Genomic DNA, 3,174 nt, shown 5'->3' on the forward strand with positions numbered 1-3,174 from the left:
AGATTTAGTCATAACGATTAATTTCGGAATATAGAAAACCACTCAAGCATAAGACCCTATGAATTGAAATTCAAGCGGGTAATATGCTATCGTGTTTTTCATGAAATGCGCACTTACGACTTGGATTTCATCCAAGTCAAAGTTTGCGTAAGGGGAATCCCCTTAACCCCAAAAAATTGCTACGCAATTTAAAAAAGCAAAAGGTAAATAAAAATGTATCGGTATAATTTTAGAGAAACTCACCTTTACCTTTGTCCAAATTGCGGACACGAATGCACTTATAAGATGCCTGAACAGATGGCACAACATGCAGAAGAAAGAGAAGTTCAGAACCTAAAAAGAGAATGTGAAAAATGCGGTTATTACGTCCCTGCTAGTCGGAAGTGTTAAGCGATGGCGATTTATCATTGCTCGACCAAAACAGTTAATCGAAGTTCAGGCAGAACTGCTGTTGCATCTATGGCTTATCGTGCAGGTGAAAAGCTCAAAGATGAACGCACAGGGCTGACCCATGACTTTACAAGAAAAGATGGTGTCGCCCATTCAGAAATTATCTCGAATCTCGATATTGAAATTGACCGTAATGACCTTTGGAACTTGGCAGAACAGTCCGAAAACCGCAAAGATGCCCGAACCGCTAGAGAATGGGTAATCGCCCTACCCGATGAATTAGACGCTGATCAACGTAAGGACTTGGCAAAAGACTTTGCCAGGTCCTTAGTTGATCGCTATGACGTAATCGCAGATTTAGCCATCCATGAACCGAGTAAAGGCGGTAATGATAAAAACCATCACGCCCATATCATGCTCACAACCCGAAAAGCCGAATTGAATGCAGACAATAAACTCACTCTGACCACCAAAACCGATATTGAACTCAGTAACGCCAAACGAAAAAGCCTTGGTATGGGGACAACCCAAGACGAAATTAAACAGATTCGGGAAACGTGGGCAAATTTAGCCAATCACGCATTAGAACGAGCAGGCTTTCAGGAAAAAATAGACCACCGCAGCTATGCCGATCAGAATAACGGACTACAAGCCACCATCCATGAAGGCACTAAAGTCACCCAATTACGCAGACAAGGCATAGACACTGAAATCAGCCGTTTTAATGACAATGTGAAACAGCAGAACGCCCAACAGCTTGACCAACAGAAACAGCAGAAAGAGAGCGTTTTACAGCGTGGTTTAAACCGTGTCGATCAAGGTTTTGATCAATGGCAGAAGAACCAAGAAACCAAACGTCTAGAACTGGAACGCCAAGCGGAAATGAAACGACAGCAAGAATTAGATAAACAACGAGCCGAGCAAGCACTCCGCAAGGCATCTCAAAAACTAAGTAGAGGCGGAATGTCATTATGAGTAATCAAAATGATTTAGATGACCAGTTATATATTTTATTGGCATCCATGAAGGAATATCGAGAAGCCATAGCAGACGATAAGAAGCGATTAGAGCAGTTTTACAACCAAGTCGCTAGTGGAGTGCTAGACAAGGCTGAAAAATCGCTAGAAAACGCAAATAAAAAGCATACAGGTGCATTAAACAACAGTATTCAGGCATTAAACGAAGCTACAAACAGGCTCAACTTAAAACTTATCTTTATTTTTGCCAGCACGTTTGTTGCTGTGATGATGGTGTTCATTTTGGCTATCTTTTTATACATACCAAGCAAAGACGAAATTGATGAACGTAGAGCAGATATGGCTGTACTAAAAAAATATCCGCTACAAATTCGAGAAAGTGATGGTGAAACATTGGTGAGAATAATGAGGAAAAATTGCTACTCGTTTGAACCGAGTAGTGTCAAAGAAAAAACGTATGACTGGTGTCAGATCGACCCTAAAAAATACTAGTTGATCGGTACTTTGCTTGGTTTTTCTCATTACAAATCAAATTACAGCAAGCGCAAAATTGCCCGACTTTGAAACATGGCTTTAGCCATCTTTCAAAGCATCGAGCTGAAATTTCGCATAAGAGATTTTATGTTAAATAGGTTCGATTAAGCAGATCGTCTTCTAATTTTGAACATTGCTCATCATCAATGACTCCGGTAATACTTTGTAGCCACAACCCATCTGCTGCTAAACGAAGTAACTCTAAATCAGGATGACTATCCGTTTCTGCATGTTGAGATAATCTATTTTTTAGCCATTCCATCCAAATTTTATTAAAGGTAGGCTCTGTGATCATAGTCATTGATAACGCTGACCAAGCAGAAACCACCCCATCTATTTGATGGATAAAAGAACTATGAATATAAGCTCGTGTGAATTTACCATATTCTGTTGGATCGCGTTTAATCAAGTATTCAACTGTTTGATCTAAATCAAGAATTATTTGATTGAACATTTCTTCTATCAAATTTTTTTTATTCGGGAAATGGTGAAATACCCCCCCTTTTGTTATACCTACTGCTGTAGCAATATTTTGAATAGAAACACCAGAAATACCCTTTTGAGAAACAAGAATAGTTGCCTGTTCAAGGATGCGCTTTCGAATAACCTCTGGTTGCTTCTTTTGTTGCCGAATTTCTTTCACTTAATGACCTGCTGATTGCGAAAATAAATTAATAATTATTACGCCAGATACGATAAAACCAATTCCAATTAAAGCAGGATTATCTAGTGTCTGTTTAAAAACAAAGTAGCCAACTACAGCAGTTAGAACAATCCCAACACCAGCCCATATAGCGTATGCGATACCTAAAGGGATTGTTTTAATAACTTGTGATAATAAATAAAATGCCGTGCTAAAAAAAATAAAGACCATCACGCTTGGAAAAAGTTTTGTAAACCCTTCCGATTTAACTAAAAAACTACTTCCAATCACTTCGGAAACTATTGCAAATCCAAGTAATACATAAGCGAGTAACACACTGTTCATAAGTAATCATACCTAAAATACCAATCGGAAGGTATGTTAAATTTTCAAAAAAAAATTATCAATAATTATTTTAGATTTTCTAAAATTAACATAATACACCTTATGCGAAATTTGTTATAATTCTCTTTAGAAATCAGTGCAGTAGGTTTCCATTTTTAGCCCATCTATACCTAGATGGGCTTTTTTTATGATTTTTCACGTTCCACGCCTATTATTTAAGCAATGTTTCACAACTTTGGTTAGCTCCAGTAAATAATTAAAACCTAGATAATAAGAACCGAGCGA

At 37.9% G+C, this 3,174-nt stretch carries 4 protein-coding genes; 2 read left to right on the forward strand and 2 right to left on the reverse strand.

The window, feature by feature from the left end:
- Positions 1–393: 393 nt before the first annotated feature.
- Together mobQ and FTV31_RS16070 are read left to right on the forward strand one after the other, a co-directional pair.
- Positions 394–1,365 carry a MobQ family relaxase gene (gene mobQ / locus FTV31_RS16065; RefSeq protein WP_180015673.1) on the forward strand — a complete coding sequence of 324 codons (972 nt, stop codon included), beginning with the start codon at positions 394–396 and terminating at the stop codon, positions 1,363–1,365.
- Positions 1,362–1,859, forward strand: a complete 498-nt coding sequence (locus FTV31_RS16070) for a hypothetical protein (protein WP_108565293.1) — start codon at positions 1,362–1,364, stop codon at positions 1,857–1,859. Before mobQ ends, FTV31_RS16070 begins: the two co-directional genes overlap by 4 nt.
- A 127-nt stretch (positions 1,860–1,986) precedes the next feature.
- On the opposite strand, the gene FTV31_RS16075 is transcribed toward FTV31_RS16070, so the two are convergent.
- Positions 1,987–2,544, reverse strand: coding sequence for a TetR/AcrR family transcriptional regulator (locus tag FTV31_RS16075; protein ID WP_005146114.1), 558 nt, complete (start codon positions 2,542–2,544; stop codon positions 1,987–1,989).
- The gene (locus FTV31_RS16080) at positions 2,545–2,889 is read right to left on the reverse strand and encodes an SMR family transporter (RefSeq protein WP_005146112.1); all 345 of its coding nucleotides are present in this window, start codon (positions 2,887–2,889) and stop codon (positions 2,545–2,547) included.
- Positions 2,890–3,174: the final 285 nt, after the last annotated feature.

This window comes from Acinetobacter sp. YH16031, from assembly GCF_013417335.1.
In the GTDB taxonomy this organism is placed as follows: Bacteria; Pseudomonadota; Gammaproteobacteria; order Pseudomonadales; family Moraxellaceae; genus Acinetobacter.